Origin of the sequence: Pseudonocardia sp. McavD-2-B, from assembly GCF_024124365.1 — a bacterium.
GTDB classification, from domain to species: Bacteria; Actinomycetota; Actinomycetes; order Mycobacteriales; family Pseudonocardiaceae; genus Pseudonocardia; species Pseudonocardia alni.
Map to the genome: position 1 here is coordinate 16658 of NZ_JAMXSG010000010.1, position 18849 is coordinate 35506.

Genomic DNA, 18849 nt, shown 5'->3' on the forward strand with positions numbered 1-18849 from the left:
GTGTCCTCCTTCATCGCACCGCTCCGCTCTCGCGGAGGGCACGGAGCTCGTCGTCGTCGAAGCCCGCCTCGCGCAACACCGCCTCGGTGTCCGCGCCCACCCCGGACACCCCGCGGCCGACGCTCGCGGGAGTACGCGACAGTCGGACGGGGTTGCCGAGGATCCTGGTCGTGCGCCGGCCTTCGACGTCGACGGTGGTGACGGTGCCGTTCTCCAGTACCTGCGGATCCTCCAGCGCCTCGCGCAACGTGAGCAGCGGGGCCGACAGCAGGTCGACGGCGTCGAACCGCTTGGTGGCATCTCGCGTGGTGAGTGCGGCGACCGCGTCGCGCAGCAACTCGTTGGCGGCGGCGGCGTTGCGGGCCTGCAGGTCGGCGGTGGCGAACTCCGGCCTGCGGCTGAGGTCCTCGACCTCCAGCGCCTTGCACAGCATGCCGAGGGCGTTGTCGCGGAACAGGCCCAGGACCGTGACCATGCCGTCCGCGGTGGGGAAGACCCCGTGGTACCAGTCGGTGACCCAGTTGGTCTCGTGGTCGTACATCAGCAACGAAGCGCTCTCCAGCGTCTGCAGAGCGAGTGCCGTGTCGAGCAGGTTGACGCTCACCTTCTGCCCCCTGCCGGAGCGCTCGCGCTCGAAGAGCGCAACCAGGATCCCCTGCGCCAGCAACATCCCGGACGCGTAGTCCACCGCGGGGACCGGATTGAGGTGCGCGGACAGCGTCCGGTCCCCGACGGTCCGGGCCATCCCGCTCAGCGACTGGGCGAGCATGTCCTGCCCGGCCTTGTGCGCGTAGGGGCCGCTCTCGCCGAAGCCGGACGCCGAGGCGTACACCAGCCGCGGGTAGCGCTCGGCGAGCAGCTCGTACGCCAGACCCAGGCGTTCCACGGCCGCCGGCCGGTAGCTGTGCACGAGAACGTCGGCCCTGGCCAGTAGCCGGTGCAGCGCGCTCATGCCCTCCCGGGTCTTCAGATTGAGGGCGATGCTGCGCTTGTTGCGGTTGACGCCGGCGTAGTACGACGACGGCTCCCCTGCCTCGATCGCCGGGCGGTCCAGCGAGCGCAGCATGTCGCCCCGGACACCGCGCTCGACCTTGATCACGTCGGCGCCGTGGTCGCCGAGCACCTGCGCGGCGACGGGGCCCTGCACCACTTCGCCGAGGTCGAGCACGGTCATCCCGCTCAGCGGCTGTGACACGCCGATCACCGACCCTCGTAGACGGACTTCGCCACGAGCAGCCGCTGGATCTGGTTGGTGCCCTCGTAGATCTGGGTGATCTTGGCATCGCGCATCATGCGTTCCACCGGGTAGTCGCGGACGTAGCCGTACCCGCCGTGGAGCTGCACCGCGTCCGTGGTGACGGACATGGCGTTGTCGCTGCAGAGCAGCTTCGCCATCGAGATCCTGCCGCGAGCCCGCGGGTTCCCGTCCATGATCAGACCAACGGCGTCGTACAGCAGTGCGCGGGCGGACTCGATCTTGACCGCCATATCGGCGACCATCCCGCGCAGCATCTGGAAGCGTGACAGCGGCTGACCGAACTGGTGCCGCTCGCAGGTGTAGGCCACCGCCGCGTCGAAGGCGCCCTGCGCCACGCCGAGGGCCTGCGCGGCGATGAGCGCGCGGCTGGTGTTGAGCTCACCGTTGATGTAGCGGTAGCCCTGTACCGGGTCGGCCACGACGCGGCTCGCCGGCAACCGCACACCGTCGAAGTTGACGTCGGCGGTCGGGCTGCCCCGCATGCCCATCTTCTTCTCGTGCGGGCCGAAGGACACGCCCGGGTCGTCCCGGTGGACCATGAACACGCCGAAGTCCTGCGTTCCCCCGGACCGGGCGAGTACGGCGTACCAGTCGGCCCACGGCGCGTTGCTGATGAAGCGCTTCTGGCCGGTGAGCCTCCAGTCCGTGCCGTCGGGACGCGCTGTGGTGGCGATCGCGGAGAGATCGGAGCCGACGGTCGGCTCGGTCATGCACCAGGCGGCCCCCGCATCACCGGCCGCGACGCGCGGCACGATCTCGGCCTTGAGCTCGTCCGAGCCGTGGCTGACCACTGTCGAGGTACCGGCCCAGTTGACCAGCAGCACGAGCGCGGTGCTCCCGCAGGCGGCGGCAACCTCTTCGACGGCGATGACCTGCGACAACAGGTCTCCGTCGCCGCCACCGAGCGCCCCGGCGTAGGGCAGGCCCGCGACCTCGGCCTCGCGCAGCGCCGCCCAGCCCTCCTCGGGGAAGCGCTCCTTGTCGTCGACATCGCCGGCATGCGGGGCGATGCGATCGGCGGCGAGCCTCCGGACCATGTCCCGGAAGTCGTCGTACTGGGTGTCCATGTCGTCTTCCCTTCGACGATCGTGCAGGTGGTTCACAGCGGTGGCCAGCTGAGGCCGGTGACGGCGGGACCCCCGCCGCCCGCCGTGACACGGCGGGCGACGTCCGCGGAGACGCCCAGCCGGGTCAGCACCGCCTCCGTGGCGTCTGCGGTGTCGGTGTGCCCGGCCCGGGCCGCGGTGCGGGAGAACACCGGGACGGGCGGGACGGAGCCGGGGTCGAATCCGTCGTAGCGCTCCTTGATCTGCCCGAAGCCGGCGAGTTCGTGGGGCTCGAGGACCGGCGTGACGCAGGCGTCGACGCCGGCGAAGCGCTCCGCCCAGGCGTCGCGGTCGCGGGTGGCGAACGCCGCGGTCAGGCGCTCGCCGATCTCGGTCCAGTTCTCGGGGTCGAGGTGGTCCGGGACCTCACCGAGTTCCAGCGCAGCCCAGAGGTTGGCGAAGAACGCGTTCTCCAGCGCGCCGACCGCGACGTGGCGACCGTCCGCACAGGGATAGCACCGGTACGCCGGCATGCTGCCGGTGAGGACGCCCTCCCCCCGGGCCGGTAGGGACCGGTGGCCCCAGTCGGCGAAGTTCATGCCCATCATGGACAGGACGCCGTCGACCATCGCCGCGTCGAGGTACTGGCCGGCCCCGGAACGCTCCCGCTCGTAGAGCGCGGACACGATGCCGAACGCCGCCAGCAGGCCGCCACCGGCGAAGTCGGCCAGCAGGTTGAGCGGCGGCACCGGTGGCCCGTCGGCGGGCCCGAACGTCCCCAGGGCGCCGCCGACGGCGGCATAGTTGATGTCGTGTCCGGCAGCCTGCGCGAGCGGACCGGTTTGCCCGTATCCGGTGACACTGCAGTAGACCAGCCGCGGGTTGATCCGGCGCAGCTCCTCGTAACCCGCCCCGATCCGGTCGGCCACGCCGGGCCGAAAGCCCTCCATCAGCACGTCGGAGACCTCGACCAGCCGGTGCAGGGCCGCACGGCCGTCCGCTGTCTTGAGATCGAGGGTCACGAACTGCTTCCCGCGCGCCAGGGCGGGGACGGGGAGCCCGGACCTGCCGCCACCGACGGCGATGACCTCGGCCCCCAGGTCGGCCAGCAGCATGCTTCCGTAAGGGCCCGGAGCCAGGCGGGTCATGTCGAGCACGCGGATGCCGGTCAGCGGACCGGAACTTTCCGATGTGGACGTCAGGGATGGCACAGCAGGACGCTCCTCCTCGTTGTGGTCGCCTCGCGTTGCTTCGAGATCCTGTGCCGCCCTCATCCGCCTCGGTACCTCCACCAGGAGGTGCCGGTTTCCCGACGACGGCGCGACGGTGTCCGCCGAGCGTGGCAACGGGCCACCCCGACCGAGGGAGACGGCGATGTCCGGCGTCGAGCAGCCGAGCACCAGCCCGGCGGAGTTCGAGCAGGTCCTGGAATCCGCGGCCGCGGCGGCGCCCGCACTGGGCGCGATGTCGCCCGGGGAGCGAGCCAGGTTGTTGCGCGCGGTCGCGGCGGGCCTGCGGGCCCGGCGCGACGAGCTGGTCCCGCTCGCGGATGCGGACAGCGCCCTGGGCGAGGCGCGGCTGGTCGGCGAGGTCGAGCGCACCGCGGTGCAGTTCGAGATGTTCGCCGAAGCGGTCGATGAGGGTTCCTGGCTCGAGGCCGTGATCGATCGGGCGAACCCCGAGGGCCCGCTCGGCCCGCAGCCCGACCTGCGCCGCATGCTCGTGCCTCTGGGGCCGGTCGCCGTGTTCGGGGCGAGCAACTTCCCGTTCGCGTTCGGGCTCGCCGGCGGGGACACCGCGTCGGCCCTGGCCGCGGGCTGCCCGGTTGTCGCCAAGGTGCACCCCGCCCAACCGCGGCTCTCCGGCCCCTACGCCGAGGTCGTCGCGAAGTCGCTGGCCGCAGCCGGTGCTCCCGAGGGCACCTTCGGGGTCGTGTCGGGACTCGAGTCGGGCCGTGCCCTCGTCATGGACCCGCGGATCACCGCGGTCGGCTTCACCGGCTCCACCTCCGGGGGGAGGGCGCTCGCGGACCTGGCCGCCGGTCGCCCCTCCCCCGTTCCCTTCTACGGTGAGCTGGGCAGCCTCAACCCGGTGTTCGTCACGCCGGCGGCCGCGGCCGCGCGGGGCGAGGGGATCGTCCGCGACTACCTGGCCTCGGTCGGGCTCGGCGCCGGCCAGTTCTGCACCAAGCCGGGCCTGCTGCTCGTGCCCGAGGACAGCGGGATGGCCGAGATCGTCGCCGCCGAGGCGGACACCGCACCGGTCACGTTGCTGCACGACGGAATCGGCGACGCCTACGTGGACGGGACGCGGGCCCTGGCGACGCATCCCGCGGTGCGGATCCTTGCCGGTGCCCCGGAAGGCGACGGCCGGAGCGTCCGCCCCGTGTTGGCCAGGACGACGATCGCCGAGCTCGCCGGGTTCCGGGACGAACTGCTGGCGGAGCGCTTCGGACCCTTCTCCCTCGTGATGACCTACCGCGACGCCGACGAGCTGCGGTCCGCCGTCGCCCTGCTGGAGGGGTCGCTGACCGCAGGGGTACATGCCGCGGGGCCCGACGACGGCGACGCAGCAGCGCTGCTTCCTCTCCTCGCTCCGCTCGCCGGCCGCGTCCTGTGGAACAGTTGGCCGACGGGTGTCGCGGTCACCTGGGCACAGCACCACGGCGGCCCCCACCCGTCGACGACATCGATCCACACATCAGTGGGCGCCACGGCCATGCGCCGTTTCCTGCGCCCGATCGCCTACCAGTCGATTCCGGACGCTTTGCTCCCGGCAGCGTTGGCGGACGCCAACCCGCTGGGCATCCCCCGCCGTGTCGACGGCGTGCTCACCCCGGAGCCGCCGGCGTGAGCGGTAGACGTCTCACTTCACCGAGGGTCCAGCGCCCGTGAGCCCGGTGTTGGACGGGATCCGCGTCGTCGAGCTCGGCAGCGGTGCGCTCAGCCCACAGCCGGGGCAGACGCTCGGCGACCTCGGAGCCGAGGTCGTCAAGGTGGAGCACGGCGCCCGGGGGGACGCCCTTCGTCCGGTCGACCGGCAGGCGGTCGACAACGACCTCATGGCACCGGCTTTCGCCGCCGCGAACCGCAACAAGCGCAGCATCTGCGTCGACCTCGCCACGCCCGGTGGCGAGGACGTCGTGCGCCGTCTGGTCGAGCGCGCCGACGTCCTGCTCCACGACCACGGGGCGCCGTGCATCGAGCGGCTCGCGCTGGGCCACGCCGATCTCGCCGGAGGCCACCCGCGCCTGATCCACGCCTCGATCAGCAGCGCCGGTTCCATCGGTTCCACAGCCGCCCCGTCGGGACACGAGCTACTCGCGCAGGCCACGAGCGGGCTCACCCACACCGGCTGCGGCCGGGGTGGTCACCTCCCGCGATCCCTTCCCGGCACGCCGGTCATCTACGCGGCCTCGGCGCTGCTGGTTCAGGGGATCCTCGGAGCGCTCCTCGAGCGAGGCCGATCGGGCCGCGGACAGGAGGTGACGGTGAGCCTGTTCGACACCGCACTCGCCATGCAGGGATCGGAGGTCGCATCGTTGTCGATGTACGGGCGGAGCCCCGGATGGGACGACCTGGGGTACCGGGCCACGTTCACGACCCGCGACGGAACCGTGACCGTGGTCGGTGTCGTCGACGCGGACGCACTCGGCCCGCTGTGCCGGGAACTCGGCGTCGACGACCTCACCGAGCGGGCAGAGTTCTCGACGCCGTACCTCCAGGCGCGTAACGGGGAGGCGGCAACAGCTCTTCTCGCGCCAGCCGTCGCCGAGCTGACGAACCTGCAGGCTCTCGAGGTCTTCGAGACCGCAGGACTGGCCTGTGCTCCCCGGCTCGGGCTCCGGACGCTCCTCGACGGGTCGAGTGTCGGGGCCGGCCCACTCCTGGTCGACGTGGACGTGGCGGGCCAGCCGGCCGCGCAGCTGCCCCGCCATCCCGTGCGCATGTCGCGGAGTCGCGCACAGACCGGGCGAGGGGTCCCCGCCCTCGGCCAGGACACCGAGAACGTGCTCGCCGAGCTCGGCTTCGTCCCCGGCGAGATCCGCGCGCTGGCGGGTGTCGGCGCCATCCGCCCGGACGCGGACAGGGAGATCCGCTCCGCCGCGAACTACGTCTGATCGAGCTCGGATCCACAGTCGACGTGAGGCTGAGGATCGGGTCGTGGGTGGACGACGAACCAACGGGCCCGCACGTGCGCAACGGCGCTACTTCGTGCTCCCGCCCGCGTCGACAAGCAGCTCGAGTCCGGTAACGAAGCGGGCCTCGTCGGACAGCAGCCAGAGCGCGGCGGTGGTCGAGTCCGTGATCTCAATGCTGCTGGTGGTCTTGGTGTCCTCCTGCAACGCCTGCCCGTCCTGGGCGATCGCCCGGCGGATCGTCAACGTCCCCGAATGCCGATCGACGTTCGACCAGCGCAATGCGCACAGCTCGCCCCACGGGCGCCGGTGGTCATGAACAGCCAGACCAGCGCACCCCAGTCCAGATCCCGCCACGCCTCGTTCAGCAGGCGCGCCGCCTCCGCCGCGGACGGCGGCTGCGGGTCCGGCGGCGGCTTCGCGGGCGGCGAGACGAACTCGACCGGGTTCACCGACACCCACCGCCACCGCACGCCCCGCGAGTACGCGCCGTTGAGCACGAAGTGGATGTGCCGGATGGTGGCCGGTGCGAGCGGACGACAGCGGTGCGGACGGCACCGGTCGTCGCACTCGTGCTCGCGCGGGGTCCGGTGGTCGACGCGCTTCGCCGACCCCGAGCAGTGATCGCGGCACCGGCGCAGTTCGGCGTAGAGCGAGTCCAGGGCCTCGGCGCCGACGGCGCCGGCCTTCGTCCGCCCGAGGAACGGACGGACGTGCAGCTCCAGGTACCGGGTGTAGGCGCGGTGCGTGGTCGCTCCGACGTCGAGGGTCTCCAGGTACCGGTCGAGCAGCTGGTCCAGCGTCGCGCTCGTGCGCGGGGTCCGCTGCTCGTCGACGTCGTGGTTCAGACGCCGGAGGACCTTCGGCCTCCTTCTTCGCGCCCGCCCCGGCCGGGACGGTCTCGCGCAGGTAGTGCCGCCGACCGGAGATCGGGTCCTTCCCGACGTAGACGGAGACCCGAAGCGCGCCGCCGGGCAGCTCCTCGATCGTCCCGCGCGGTCGTCCGCGCGGTCGTCCGCGCGGCCTCCCGGCTGCCGTCCCGTGGAGCAGGATACGAGGGCTTCGCATCACGAAAGGCTCCACGAGCGGAGCTACGCGATCATGGGGCCAGAGAAGGCCCTGGTCAGATATGTGGGCGCGGCAGGGTTCGAACCTGCGACCGCTCGGGTGTAAAGCGCGTGCGAGACGCCTCACGACGCCTCCACCTGCGACGATGGTTCGCCCTGGCGCCCACCTGCTGTCTCGCGAACCCGTCGTAGCCAGGATTTCGTGTCACGACTCGTGTCACGGACTTGCGAGCGGCACGATGCGCAGCCGCGCTCCCGGCTCCTCATCCCCGGTTGCCAGACGCTTCGACGCGACGATCCGGTCGATTCGCTCATCGTCCGCCTGCGGTCGCCCCTGTCCCCGCCGCCACCCGATCGCTCCGCCCAACGCCTCGAACGTCGGCGTGAGGAGGCCGTCGAGATCCCACCGGTCGTTGCGCTCTCGCGACGACGGCAGCCGGAACTCCACCTCAACCGCAAAGCGCACACCATCAGGGACCTCACGACGCCCTACCGCAGCCGTCACCGCCGCACGCCACGGCAATTCGGACGCCATCGAGGCGGCCGCCGGCCGGCCGATGACGTCCACATCGATGACCTCCAGCCCCTCGGGGGCAGACGGCGACGGCTTCTCGGCGCCCGGCCCGGAGTCGTGCTCATCGATCACACACGCGGCCCGGCGCAGAGTCGACCGGATGTGCTCCTCCCGCCGGTCCCGCTCGGCCGGGTCCGGGTGCTGCAACGCCTGCCGGCTCGGGTGGTAGGTCGACACCGCTTCGATCCCTCGGGATCGGACCCACGCCCCGTGCCGGGCGACGAACAGATCCCACGCCGCCTTGGCATCGATGCCTTCCAGGATCACCACCCGAAGATGCGGCAAGAGGGCGATCAGACGCCGGAGTGGCTCGGTGCCCTGCAGGAGCTGCTCGCGCGTGGGCTTGCTGTTGATGTACCAGGGATAGGCGTTCCACGGCACGACTTCGGCCGGATCGATCCCTGCCCCACGGAAGAACTCGTCCTGCCGCTGCGCGGACTGGTCGTCGTTCTCCACCGACAAGAAGCCCGAACCGTTCTCCCCGCCCGCTTTCGGACCGGGATCGCGAAGGATCGCCAGCGCGCGAGCGCGAACGCCTTTGTACATCGGCGCCACGTACGGCGGGTGGCCGGCCTCGTCGCGCGTGCCGAGCTCGTCGACCAGCTCGTTGATCGGGGCGACGTGGGGCGCGAACCGATCCCGCCACTGTTGCTCGCGGTACCGGACGTCCCTCATACGACGAACCACATCGTCCCCCTGGACCATTGCCGAACCGACCGGAGGCTATCCCCGAAATCTATCGAGTACGACGACCGTGACGACCACTTCCCTCGGGCAGCGCCCTTCGATGTACTACGGCCATGATCCCGCGATCCGTTCTGGATTCTCACCACGTTCGCGTCCGCGGCGACAACCCGTGGCAGCAGCGAGCCAGACTGCACCAGGCTCTGTGGCGAGAGCAGCACTCGCTACCTGCCGGGCTCCACAACGGCTCACCCCTCGGATCCCGCCTGGAAACCTCCGTCGCTCAGCCCCCGAAACTGCGGAACTACCTGTCCGCACCGGCCCGGGAGCAGGTGCAGAAGGCGGTCGCCGACGCACCACGCACCGGGGCGCTGCTCTTCCGGCCACGCCTCTGGGTCGACCTGCTCTCCAGTCAACCGCTGTGCTTCAACCTGTTCGGCCCGCTGGCCGCCGACCTGGAGCTCGCGACCACGACGCTGAGCCAGATCTGGCCGGACATCCGCGCTGTACACGACATCAGGTTCGAGTGGTCCCCCGGCCGCAACGACGCGGCATACACGACCAACCAGTCCGCCTTCGACGTCTTCATCGAGTACGACGGCGACCACGGCCACAGCTTCATCGGAATCGAGGTCAAGTACCACGAAGACCTCCGCGGCACGCCGGCATCGAACAAGGACGGCCACTACGTCGAGATCGCGAGAAACACCGCCGCCTTCGACCCGTCGACCTTCCCCCTCCTGTCCACCCTCCCGCTGCAACAGATCTGGCTGGACCACCTGCTCGCGCTCCGGATGCTCGACAACAGCAACGACGGTTGGGACGCGGGGGCGTTCGTGCTGCTCTATCCCGTCGGCAACACGCGCTGCGCAGCCGCGGCCAGGGACTACCGGTGCTGCCTCACTGGCCGCCACACGTTCGAGGCCCGCACGCTGGACGAGATCGTGCAGGCGGCGCAGCTCGCGTCGACCGACGCGTGGCCGCACGAGGTCCACCACCGCTACCTAGACCCTGCTCTGGTCAACGCCGCGATCACGGAGCTCCCACCCGGCGACCAGACCTCGCCCGGCAGACTCCGCGATGGATGAGCGCCGCACGGCATCAGCAAGGGCCGAGCGCCGCCCAACTGCATACCGCTTCACGTCGAGGTACCGACCGCCGCAATGTGGATCATCGCGTCGGCGGCTGCGCCGGGCGCGCGACTGTGTCGCTCGCCACGCACCCCTCATCGGCTCTGACCTAATCGCCAGCCACGACGACTTCTTGGGTGTCGCGAGAATCATGTCGTCGAGTTCCCGGGAGACCTTGTCGCGCACTCCCCAGGACCGGCACTCACCGACCACCCCTGACCTCTCCCAGTCCTCGGACACGGCATCAACTCTGTCGCGACCACCCGCGTAGTCACATCAAGCCAGCTCACCCACACTGCCGAGAGCGAAAGGTGCCGCATGTCCTCGCAGGACTCGAACAAATCGACAGCGCCCGGCCAACGACCGCAATGGCGGCCATCGACATCACGCCTTGCCGTGATCATCGCAAGCGCGCTCGTCGGTCTGGCACTCATGATCGGGGCGGCACCACTCGACGGCTGGTGGCAGTCCGTCCTGATCGAACTCGGCGCATCGGTGCTTCTGCTCGCACCGCTGGCCTACATCGAAGACTTCCTCCGACGATCCTTGGGCGAACTCAACGCAACATTACGATCGTCGGTGGTCGGCCTGTCCGCCGTCCGCAACCTGCTGCCCTCCGGCGAGCGGCGCACAGCCATCTTCGACGAACTACTCACTGCTGTTATCGACCGCGCCCGCGACGGCGACTTCCCGACGACACAGATCGGTGCCCTCCTCGACGGCGACAGCGACGACCGGACGGTCGCGCTGGCAGCAATGACCGGCAACCCCTCGCTCGTCGACGGCGCAGCAGTCCTCCGATCGATCCGCAGACCTGGCTCCGCCAACGAGCAGTACTACGCACTGTGCGCCGCTTCCGCCGCTTGGTCGACTCAGCTCGGCACCGACCAGCAAGCCCGCATCATCGTCGCCATCGACGACGACGACCACAGACGCGGCTGGATCAAAGAAGACCCACATCGCCAACAGATTGCCGCAAGACTACGGGCGACACCTCCCTCACCTGCGTCCCAGAACCCGTGAACCGTGCAGCTCCGAGCGCTTAGGCAGGTACGTCACTACCTGGGAGAATCACCCGCATAGGTCTATCGGCGGTAACCTCGGTGCTCCGTTCGCCGGTGACGAGCTTCAACCCGACACAACAGCGCTCGATGAAGGTGGCGACCGCCGACAGCCGGTAGTGGGCGCGGCAGGAACCGAACCTGGGACCGCACGGGTGTAAAGAGCATGCGAGACGTCACACGAGCCCTCTACCTGCGACGATTGTCGAACGCGCCTCCACTCACCACCGTCGACACCGATCGTCGCCGCCGTTTCGCGTCACGACACAAGTCACGCATAGCCAGCCGAGCCACGGGCCGAGGCGCGGATCGACACGTCCCCTTTGGGGGTCCGCGGGCAGACCTCGCCTGCGACCGGACCTCTGCGGTGACGACGGTCTCTCGCCGTACCGTGGACGGGTGACGGTACGAGCGCTGCTCCATGGCCATGAGTTCGACCTGCAGACCCTGGTCGACATGTTCCCTGAGGGAGATCCGCACATCGTGCAGGACGACGAAGACCGCTTCCATCTGGCGACCGCAGAGCTCGACCCCCACATGCAGGATGCCGGTCGGCTCGTCAAGATCGCCGAGCGAGTGCTGGCAGATCTCCTCGGCATAGCGAGGGTGCGCCACAGCGGCTTCCGGCCGGTGAGTATCGCGGGAAGCTTCGAGAAATGGGAAGGCTCGACAAAGTTCCTTCACCTCGCAGACGGGGGCGAGCTTCGCCAAAAGGTCGTGGCGGCACGCGCGGAGACGGCGACAATTCGTGTCAGCGCACGCTCAGCAGGTACCACCACCCCTCCTGACGAACCGGTCGTCACCCCGGAGCCGTCTGGAGCGCGCTACCTACGACTGGTAAGGGCTGATCCGGCAGCAGCCGAGCTGATCGCGCTCCTCGGCAAGTCCGACATGGGTTGGGCAGACCTGTACAAGGCCTTCGAGATCGTCCGGGACGCATCGAAGGTCGGCACGGCACCCAAGCACTCGCTCGAACAGCTCGGCTACTCGAAGACCGAGGTAAGCAACTTCACGCGGAGCGTAAATCTCCACCGTCATGCGCGCCCGTCCGGCGATCCCCCCAAGCGGGAGTTGGAATTCGCCGAGGCCCAGTCGTTCACCCGCGACCTGGTCGAGCGCTGGTTCTGCCGACTCGATGGCGACACACCGTAGGTCTGGATCGGCCCTCCGGCAGCGCAGCTACGCCTATCCCACCGCCTTCACCGATCTGGCACGACAGTCGTTCGAGCACGGCGTCTGCGGTTCCGGCCCGTCAGCAATCTAGAACGAGCGGCAACGCGCCGGCCAGATCTTCCGAGTCGAGCTGGCCGTTCTCGTCAACGTCGGGCATCGCGTACCTGACGACCGGGCCGACCTCGAACCGGTACTCCTTGGGCCGGGCCTCGACCCGCGCGAGCTCGTCGAGCGCCGCGACCGCGGCAGCCCGCGCGTCCAGCCAGTCCGGCGCGACTTTGAAGTGGCGGGGCGCTTGTCCCCCGCCGCCGCAGGGCGTCCCGCCACGGCCGGCGAGGCTCGCGGTCCCGAGCCAGACAGAGTCCGGTCGCACACCACTCTGGTGGACGCCACTCAGCGCCCTTGACCGGTGACGGGTCGTGGTGGGCCACCAGGCCGACAGGCCACGCCGCAGGCGCTACACCGACGCTCTTGGCCTCGCTGCTGTTAGCGTTGCAGACGATCGATCGAGCGAGCCACTGCCGCGCTCTCTCCGGGTCTACTGCTAGAAACGGAGCGCACTGGGTCGATGCGAACGCACTGGCCCTCCGCCGTCATCGCACGTCGGCATCAAAGGAGTCTCGTGAGTAATCTCGGTGGGTTCATCTGGTCGATCGCGGACAAGCTACGGGGCCCCTACCGTCCCAATCAGTACGGCAACGTCATCCTCCCGCTGACCATTTTGCGGCGCCTCGACTGCATCCTCGAATCAGACCGAGACACGATGCGCGCGCTCGTAGCGAAGGAAAGTAACCCCGTACGACTAAAGCTCGAGATCCGCAAGGCAACAGGTAGATCATTCTACAATACCTCGAACTTCTCTTTCGCTAATCTACTCAAAGACCCTGACGGTTTAGCCGACAATCTTACTGACTACATCGATCGATTCTCTTCCGACGTCGACGTGTTTGAATACTTCGACTTTAAGAAGGAGATTCTCGCGCTCGAGAAAGCCGAGCTCCTGCGCGAAGTCATCACATCCTTCAAGGCACTCAATCTACATCCGCGTACCGTTTCAAACGCAGACATGGGCGACGCATTCGAGTACATTATCCGGAAGTTCAATGAGGCTGCGAACGAGACTTCCGGCGATCACTACACACCTCGCGACGCCATCAGACTTCTCGTCGATCTGATGTTCGCCGAGAAGGACGGCGATCTCACCGAACCTGGTATCGTCCGCAGCCTTTATGACCCCACTGCCGGCACCGGTGGCATGCTCGCTCTCGCCGAGGACCATCTACTAGAACAGAATCCCGACGCGAAGCTCAGCTTGTACGGGCAAGAGTACAATCCCCAGTCCTACGCAATCTGTAAGTCCGACCTGCTCGCCAAGGGTCATGACGCCACAAACATCGCATTTGGCAACACGCTTACAGATGACGCATTCGTAGGTAGAAAGTTTGATTTCTGCATGTCAAACCCACCCTACGGCGTAGATTGGAAACAGTACGCAAAAGCCGTGAACGCTGAACGCGAAAAGGCCGGGGCCTATGGTCGGTTCGCACCTGGCCTCCCGTCAACCTCCGATGGCCAGATGCTCTTCCTACTTCACCTTGCCCACAAGATGCGGGCCCCATCCGATGGCGGCGGCCGAGCCGGGATCGTCATGAACGGGTCCCCTCTGTTCAACGGCGCGGCCGAGTCCGGTCCATCGAACATACGCCGATGGCTACTAGAAAACGACCTGGTCGATGTCATCGTCGCACTGCCGACGAACATGTTCTTCAACACCGGCATCGCAACTTATATCTGGATCCTAGATAATACTAAACGCCCCGAACGTAAGGGATTTGTGCAACTGATTGACGGCTCGTCGTTCTGGACAAGGATGCGCAAGAACCTAGGAGCCAAGAACCGCGAACTGAGTCAGAATGATCGCGACCGAATCGTTCGTCTTTACGCCGACTACACCGACGCCGACCCCGGCCACTCTCGAGTGATGCGAAACGAGGAGTTTGGCTTCTGGACCGTTACTGTCGAGTATCCCCAGATCGATGAGGACGGCAAGCCAATCGTTGACCGTAAGGGCAACAAAAAGCCTGACCCCAAGAAGCGGGACACCGAGAACGTTCCGTTCACCTACGGCGGCTCGACTGCTGGCGTGAGTGACGAGAGCGACGTGATCCGATCATACTTTAGATCAGAGATTGCACCACACGCAAACAATGCCTGGATCGACGAGAAGAGAACCAAGATTGGTTACGAAATTCCTCTAAAGCGACAATTCTTCGAGTATGTACCACCGCGGCCGCTCGCCGAGATCGATGCCGACCTCGAGAAGCAGGCCGCGATCATTCTCAACCTACTTAAGGAAGTAGAAGAATGAGCACCCAGGATCAAATAGCAGCCGCGCGTAGAATTCCCCTCCGATATCTAGCGAGGCTCAATCCACGACCGCGGTCACACTCTGACGATGACGCTACATACTTACCAATGGAGGCCATCTCGGAGTTCGGACCTGTAGATACGAGCCGTCGCCGCCCCTTCAGAGATTTACAGTCCGGCTATTCGTATATTGAGGACGGCGATATAGCACTTGCAAAAGTTACCCCATGCTTCGAAAACGGCAAGGGTTTCGTCGCTCAAAACCTCCCTTGCGGATATGCCTTCGCGACAACCGAGGTTTCAGTTATTCGGCCCAAGTCAAGCATTGACGCACGCTACCTGTCCTGGATATTTCAATCTTCAGATTTTCTGCAGCGCGGCGAGTCGCATATGACAGGCTCCGGAGGACTCCGTCGCGTTCCAGACTCGTTCATTGAGAAGTATTCTGTCCCACTCCCCAGAATTACTACTCAGCAGGCTATCGCAGACTACCTCGATCACGAGACCGCGCGAATTGATGACCTCGTCAAGCACCAGCAAGAACTGATAAATACTTTACTCGAACGACGTCAGGCGGTAGTTTCGCATATGACGGCATCCGACCAGTTCAGTCGACCGAGCGACTGGGATTCCGTCACTCTGCGACGAATTGGCCGGTTCGTTACCGGTAAGACTCCTACGGGAGACCCGGGAGAACTCTACGATGATGCTGGACCACTGGGCTGGGCACGCCCGGAAGATCTCGGCGGCTACGTAGTCCCGAGCCGCCGCCTGACAGCACTAGCAGCAAGTCAAGTTCGCCAGACAACAAGTTCGGTTCTGATCTGCTGCATTGGAGCGACTGTCGGAAAGGTCGGATGGAGCGATGGGCCAATATCATCGAATCAACAGATCACAGCTGTCGAGATTGATGGAATCGCAAAGTACTGGTACTACTCGCTGACAGGTTTGCGCTCCGACCTCGTCGCCTTGGCGGTCGGAAACACCATCCCCATCCTTAATAATACACGACTGGCTGAACTGCGCGTCTCAGTGCCGCCAGTGGAGCAGCAGCAGACTATCGTTTCTCGTCTCGACACGGAGACAGAGCGATTAGACAAATTAATTCACGAGGCAGAGAAGTTCATCCAGATGTGCAGCGAGCGCCGCACTGCCTTGATCTCTGCCGCTGTGACCGGCCAGATCGACCTACGAGAGACGGCGTAATGAATGATCACCAAGAAGTTGTATTCGAAACCGAGATCTGCGCGCATCTAGAGTCCCACGGATGGCTGTACTCGGCGGATGACGCTGGCTACGACCGCGAACGTGCACTTTATCCCGCGGATCTGTTCGCCTGGTTGGAAGAAACACAGGCCGCTTCCTACGAAAAGGCCTTAAAGGCGGCCGGTTCACACGCCAAGTTCCTCGACGTTCTCACCAACGCGCTCGACAAGCCTCTGGAGCACGGTGGCGGTACGCTCCAAGTCCTGCGCAGAGGCGTGCAGTACATCGGCGGCGGCCGGTTAAAGATGGCGCAGTTCCAGCCTGAGACAAGCCTGAACGCGACGTCGGTCGAGCAATACGCGGCGATGCGGGTGCGCGTGATACGTCAAGTACAGTTTTCAACTGCTGACCGACGCAGCATCGACTTAGTTTTTTTTGTCAATGGCCTACCAGTCGCCACAATAGAGCTGAAGACCGATTTCACCCAGTCCGTCGACGAGGCGGTCAATCAATATCGCAAGAGTCGAAGTCCGCTAACAAACGGCCGTCCGGAACCATTACTCTCCTTCGGTCATCGGGCGCTGGTCCATTTCGCGGTCTCCAATGACCTGGCCGCCATGACCACACGCCTGGAAGGCGAGAAGACCCATTTCTTGCCGTTCAACAGTGGCTACAACGCCGGAGCTGGGAACCCACCGGCCACCGACGGTCGCTCGTCGACTGCTTACCTATGGGAGCGGATCTGGGACAAGGACGCTTGGCTCATGATCATCGGTCGTCTGATGATCGTCGAGACAAAAGAGGAGTGGGACGTCACCACCGGTACCTCTACGCGGCGCACAAGCATGCTCTTCCCGCGGTTCCACCAGTGGGAGGCAGTCACGGAGATCGTCGCCGCAGTTCGTGCGGAAGGCGTCGGACAGCGCTACCTCATCGAGCACTCGGCCGGATCGGGGAAGACTAACACCATTGCCTGGACCGCCCACCAGCTCGCCCGGCTGCACATCGACGACAAGAAAGTCTTCGACTCGGTCATCGTGGTCGTCGACCGCACCGTGCTCGACGGGCAGCTCCAGGACGCGATCCGGCAGATCGACGGCTCCGGCAAAATCGTCGCCACTATTAGTCCCGAGGACGTGCGCAAGGCGGGCGCCAAGTCGAAGTCCGGTCTTCTGGCGACCGCACTGAAGAACGGGGAGCTAATTATCGCGGTGACGGTGCAGACGTTCCCGTTCGCGATGGACGAGATCCGTGCCGACTCGTCGTTGAAGGGACGCCGGTTCGCGGTGATCGCCGACGAGGCCCACTCCTCGCAGTCCGGCAAGATCTCGAGCCAGCTCCGGGCCGTGCTCACCGCCGAGGAAGCGGCCGAGGCTGAACAGGGCGGCGAGATCGACGTCCAGGCACTCCTGGCCGCGGAGATGGCCGAGCGGGCCGAGTCGCCAAACATCTCCTACCTGGCGTTCACCGCAACACCAAAGAACAAGACCGTCGAGCTGTTCGGCCGCAAGGGCGCCGACGGCAAGCCCGTCCGGTTCCACCTTTACTCGATGCGCCAGGCGATCGATGAGGAGTACATCCTCGACGTCCTGCGCGGCTACCAGTCCTACGACACCGCGCTGAAGATCGCCGGCCAGGCCGAGAGCGGCGACGGCGCCGAGATCGTGGAGGAGGCCGCTGCGCGCAAGGGGCTGATGCGGTGGGTGAAGCTGCACCCGACCAACATCAGCCAGAAGGTCCAGATCATCGTCGAGCACTTCCACACCAACGTCGTCCACCTGCTGGGAGGCAGGGCGAAGGCGATGGTTGTCACCGACTCCCGCAAGGCCGCGGTCAAGTACAAGAAGGCCATCGACGCCTACGTCGCCAAGCGGATCGCCCAGGACCCGTCCTACAACTACCGCACACTGGTCGCCTTCTCAGGGGCGGTCACGATGGCTGAGGACGAGAAGTGGGATACGGCCTGGGGCCCGCAGCCGGGCGAGGACGACGAGTTCTCTGAGGCCGACCTCAACCCTGGCGCTGGCTCCGATCTGGCCGCCGCCTTCAAGGGACAGACCTACAAGGTCATGCTGGTCGCGAACAAGTTCCAAACCGGCTTCGATCAGCCCCTACTGTCCGCGATGTACGTCGATAAGAAGCTCTCCGGAGTCACCGCCGTGCAGACGCTCTCCCGACTAAACCGCACCCACCGCACCGCGGGAGGGGAGCAGAAGCGTCAGACGTTCGTCATTGACTTCGCGAACAAGCCCGAGGACATCCGGACGGCGTTCGAGCCCTATTTCGCCGGCGCGACGCTGGAGACAGAGACTGACCCATACGTCGTCATCCACCTCACCTCCAAGCTTGACCAGCTCGGGATCTACACCCACGACCAGGTGCTCCACGTCGCCGATCTCTGGGTAAAGCGCAAAGGCAACAACGCGCTTTCCGCCGCGATCAGCCCCGCCAAGAACGAGTTCGCCCGCCGCTACGCCGACGCCATCGAGGTCGGGGACAAGGTCACCCTCAGCACCCTCGACATGTTCCGCAAGGACGTCTCGACTTACGTGCGGCTTTACGACTTCATGAGCCAGATCGTCGACTACGGCGACCCTTACCTCGAAAGCCTCTCCATCTTCCTGCGGCTACTGGAACGGGTCATCGCCGACTCCTCATGGGCCGCCGAGGTGGACCTGTCCGATGTCGTCATGGTTGGTGTGACGCACTCCAAGGCAAAGGCAGTCGACATCGCGCTTACCGGGGGCGGGCAGCTGAAGGGGATCAGCGCCGCCGGTACCGGCACCCGCAAGGAGCCGAAGTACGTTGCGCTGCAGGTGGTCATCGACAAGATGAACGACCTGTTCGGAGCGGACGCGTTCGCCGAGTCGCAGATCCGCGAGTTCGTGCAAGGTTTGGTCAGCCGGTTGCTCAATCACCCGGATCTCGTCGGGCAAACCAAGGTCAACTCTAAGAAGCAGTTCATGGAGTCGCAGGACTTCCAGGCCGCTGTCGTCGAGGCGGTCGCCGACAACCAGGAGGCCCACAACACGATGGCCGACTACTTCTTCAGTGAAGGGACTGCCGTCAAGTCGGTCATCGTGGCGCTTGCGGACGCCTTCTACGAGGCCGCAGTCGATCAAGAAGGTTCGTGACGGATCCCCGG

At 66.3% G+C, this 18849-nt stretch carries 15 protein-coding genes; 9 read left to right on the top strand and 6 right to left on the bottom strand.

Going from position 1 to position 18849, the window contains the following annotated elements; genetic code table 11:
* Positions 1-10: 10 nt before the first annotated feature.
* The 3 genes from NH602_RS03085 to NH602_RS03095 are packed head-to-tail and all read right to left on the bottom strand — an operon-like array spanning position 11 to position 3515.
* Complete coding sequence (locus tag NH602_RS03085; RefSeq protein ID WP_253066945.1) at positions 11-1195, bottom strand: CaiB/BaiF CoA-transferase family protein; 1185 nt, start codon at positions 1193-1195, stop codon at positions 11-13.
* A gap of 5 nt (positions 1196-1200) precedes the next feature.
* Positions 1201-2325 (bottom strand): acyl-CoA dehydrogenase family protein, encoded by a 1125-nt coding sequence (locus tag NH602_RS03090; protein ID WP_179762188.1) that lies wholly within the window; start codon positions 2323-2325, stop codon positions 1201-1203.
* Positions 2326-2357: 32 nt separating this feature from the next.
* Complete coding sequence (locus NH602_RS03095) at positions 2358-3515, bottom strand: CaiB/BaiF CoA transferase family protein (RefSeq protein ID WP_374210119.1); 1158 nt, start codon at positions 3513-3515, stop codon at positions 2358-2360.
* A gap of 163 nt (positions 3516-3678) precedes the next feature.
* Between NH602_RS03095 and NH602_RS03100 the strand changes: the two genes are divergently transcribed.
* Both NH602_RS03100 and NH602_RS03105 read left to right on the top strand, forming a co-directional pair.
* Positions 3679-5157, top strand: a complete 1479-nt coding sequence (locus tag NH602_RS03100; protein ID WP_253066947.1) for an aldehyde dehydrogenase (NADP(+)) — start codon at positions 3679-3681, stop codon at positions 5155-5157.
* A gap of 37 nt (positions 5158-5194) precedes the next feature.
* Positions 5195-6424 carry a CaiB/BaiF CoA-transferase family protein gene (locus NH602_RS03105; RefSeq protein WP_179762185.1) on the top strand — a complete coding sequence of 410 codons (1230 nt, stop codon included), beginning with the start codon at positions 5195-5197 and terminating at the stop codon, positions 6422-6424.
* Positions 6425-6511: 87 nt separating this feature from the next.
* On the opposite strand, the gene NH602_RS03110 is transcribed toward NH602_RS03105, so the two are convergent.
* On the bottom strand, positions 6512-6724 hold the full coding sequence (locus tag NH602_RS03110) for an SDR family oxidoreductase (RefSeq protein WP_253066948.1): 213 nt from the start codon (positions 6722-6724) through the stop codon (positions 6512-6514).
* Positions 6725-6757: 33 nt separating this feature from the next.
* Here NH602_RS03110 and NH602_RS03115 point away from each other — a divergent pair, with 33 nt between their 5' ends.
* Positions 6758-7066 carry a hypothetical protein gene (locus tag NH602_RS03115; RefSeq protein ID WP_253066949.1) on the top strand — a complete coding sequence of 103 codons (309 nt, stop codon included), beginning with the start codon at positions 6758-6760 and terminating at the stop codon, positions 7064-7066.
* Between the two features lie 660 nt (positions 7067-7726).
* Here NH602_RS03115 and NH602_RS03120 read toward each other — a convergent pair.
* Positions 7727-8758, bottom strand: a complete 1032-nt coding sequence (locus NH602_RS03120) for a uracil-DNA glycosylase (protein ID WP_253066950.1) — start codon at positions 8756-8758, stop codon at positions 7727-7729.
* Between the two features lie 125 nt (positions 8759-8883).
* Between NH602_RS03120 and NH602_RS03125 the strand changes: the two genes are divergently transcribed.
* From NH602_RS03125 to NH602_RS03135, 3 genes are all read left to right on the top strand, one after another.
* Positions 8884-9855, top strand: coding sequence for a hypothetical protein (locus NH602_RS03125; RefSeq protein WP_374210120.1), 972 nt, complete (start codon positions 8884-8886; stop codon positions 9853-9855).
* A gap of 360 nt (positions 9856-10215) precedes the next feature.
* A complete protein-coding gene (locus NH602_RS03130) occupies positions 10216-10920 on the top strand; it encodes a hypothetical protein (protein WP_253066952.1) in 705 nt (234 codons plus the stop codon).
* A gap of 437 nt (positions 10921-11357) precedes the next feature.
* The gene (locus NH602_RS03135; protein ID WP_253066953.1) at positions 11358-12110 is read left to right on the top strand and encodes a hypothetical protein; all 753 of its coding nucleotides are present in this window, start codon (positions 11358-11360) and stop codon (positions 12108-12110) included.
* Between the two features lie 100 nt (positions 12111-12210).
* Here NH602_RS03135 and NH602_RS03140 read toward each other — a convergent pair whose 3' ends face one another.
* Complete coding sequence (locus NH602_RS03140) at positions 12211-12504, bottom strand: hypothetical protein (protein WP_253066954.1); 294 nt, start codon at positions 12502-12504, stop codon at positions 12211-12213.
* A gap of 249 nt (positions 12505-12753) precedes the next feature.
* On the opposite strand from NH602_RS03140, the gene NH602_RS03145 reads away from it, so the two are divergent.
* The 3 genes from NH602_RS03145 (at position 12754) to NH602_RS03155 (ending at position 18838) form a co-directional block, all read left to right on the top strand.
* Positions 12754-14499: a class I SAM-dependent DNA methyltransferase gene (locus tag NH602_RS03145; RefSeq protein ID WP_253066955.1), complete on the top strand. Its 1746-nt coding sequence runs from the start codon at positions 12754-12756 to the stop codon at positions 14497-14499.
* Between the two features lie 107 nt (positions 14500-14606).
* Positions 14607-15704, top strand: a complete 1098-nt coding sequence (locus NH602_RS03150; RefSeq protein ID WP_253066956.1) for a restriction endonuclease subunit S — start codon at positions 14607-14609, stop codon at positions 15702-15704.
* On the top strand, positions 15704-18838 hold the full coding sequence (locus NH602_RS03155) for a type I restriction endonuclease subunit R (protein WP_253066957.1): 3135 nt from the start codon (positions 15704-15706) through the stop codon (positions 18836-18838). The genes NH602_RS03150 and NH602_RS03155 overlap by 1 nt, the downstream gene beginning before the upstream one ends.
* The last annotated feature ends 11 nt before the right edge of the window (positions 18839-18849 follow it).